This window comes from Amycolatopsis sp. NPDC023774 (genome assembly GCF_040639695.1).
In the GTDB taxonomy this organism is placed as follows: Bacteria; Actinomycetota; Actinomycetes; order Mycobacteriales; family Pseudonocardiaceae; genus Amycolatopsis.
Window position 1 is genome coordinate 1 of sequence record NZ_JBFAAJ010000103.1, and the last position, 1,948, is coordinate 1,948.

The 1,948-nt window shown below is 66.5% G+C and carries 1 protein-coding gene; it reads left to right on the forward strand.

Annotation, left to right across the window (positions count from 1 at the left end; all coding sequences use genetic code 11):
• Positions 1 to 1,948: hypothetical protein (locus AB0F91_RS47130; RefSeq protein ID WP_360609044.1), on the forward strand; the 1,948-nt coding region annotated here is incomplete at both ends.

Here is a 1,948-nt window from a genome sequence, read left to right on the forward strand (position 1 = left end):
GGTCGGTTTCACGTGGAAGAACCCGACCACGGACATCGTGGACCAGAAGTCGATTCCCTACGGCGGGATCCGCGAAACGATCGTCCGCAACCCCGTCACGGAGAACCTGGTCCAGCAGATCCGCGACAACGGCGGTGACAACGAGGTCTACCTGCACATCGGCGACGCCGACGTCAACTCGCTGAACACCAAGAACGGTCCGCTCTTCGACGCGGTGAACACCACCGTCAACAACAACCCCGAGGGCCCGCCGGAAGTGATCAGCGGCGGCTACGGTGTCCGCCCCGGCGACGGCGTCAACGCCAACAACGCCGCGCAGCTCGACCTCGACGTCCGCAACGCCATGGCGAAGGTCGACTCCCGCAGCGTCTACTTCCCGGAGCCGAACACGTTCGTCCGGCTCAACGGCGGCAAGCTCGAGAACGACGCGACGTTCGGCACGAAGAACCCGAACACCGGCAAGTTCGACTACGGGGCCAAGGAAGGCCAGGGCCTGGTCGATTCCGTGCTGGCCCAGCGCAAGGCCGGCTGGGACTACGACGGCCACCTCACCGACATGGCCAAGTTCGACTCCGACCTGGCCATCAAGACCGACGGCACGCGCATCGCGGGCAAGGTCGGGACGAACCCGGCGAACGTCACCAAACTGACCCAGAGCCACGCCAACGAGACGACGTGGGCGGACCAGGTCGGGCACTACCTGGGCAACCACACCAGCCTCGACCCGAACCTCGCGAAGACCGCCGCCAAGGTGGCTTTCGACGGCATCAACCCGCCGGGGCCGATGCCGAAGGTGCCCACCAAGTTCGGCGACCTCGGAACGAACCTGCCGCCGGCGGAGCGCAAGGCGTTCATGAAGGGCGTGCAGCAGAACGCCGACGACGGCAAGAAGCTGCTCGGCCTCACCCTGGGCACCCGCCAGGCTCTCATCCAGAACCTCGGCGGGCACACCAACCAGACCTCGTCCGAGGCTCCGCCGAACCGCACGACGACCGACCCGCAGCATCAGCCGAAAACGTCCACAAAGGACCTTCCGGCCCCGAAGGAGTGGGGCGGACGGCGCGACACCGCCCCGCCGTCGCGGTTCGTGTCGGAGCGGTTCGACCCCAAGAAGGCCATCGCGAGCCAGTTCGACGGCGACCGCGAAGGGCTCAAGGGTGGTCAGCTCGAGGGCGCCGTCACGCACATTCGCTACGACGTCCGTCGGTTCGAGACGTCGCCGGGCAACTGGGTACGCGAGTTCACCGTGCCCCTGGACCTCACGTCCTCGACGGGTTCGGTCTCGATCGACACCCGCAACCAGCTCGCGCAGAACCTGCAGAACCACCTCGACGAGAACGTCAACCAGCGGTACACCCTGCCGAACGGCGACCAGCTCCACGTCACGGTCGACGCGCGCGCGAACGACGACGTCGAGCCGAACGACGACAGCTGGACCGCGGATCCGAAACGCGGTGTCCCCGTCAACGTCCACGATTCCACTGTGGACAAGAACCCGCCGTCGACCAACCAGACGAACTGGGACGTCCACGACGAGAACACCGGCCTGACCCACGAGGTCATGCACTTCCTCGGTCTGGGCGAGGGCTACCGGAACAACAACCTGCTCTTCAACCGTCAGGACCAGCCCGGTTTGATGGGCCCTGATGCCTGGACCGACTCGGCGCTGACGAACGACAACCTGGCCAAGATCGAGGACATCTCCAACCAGGCGAACATCCACGACCACCACCTCGGCGCCGAGCGCGGCCCGACCCCGCATGACAGCCGACCGGACACCGGACGGCACACTACCCCGAACCCCCACCGCCACACCCCGGCCGAGGCCCCGAAGCCTAAGAACACCCCCAGCGCGAACACCAACGCCGGCCCTGGCCCCAACGTCGGCAAGGTTCCGCCCGTGGCCGGTGGCAAGGACGATTTCAAGCTGGCCCAGGAGAACTTCAAG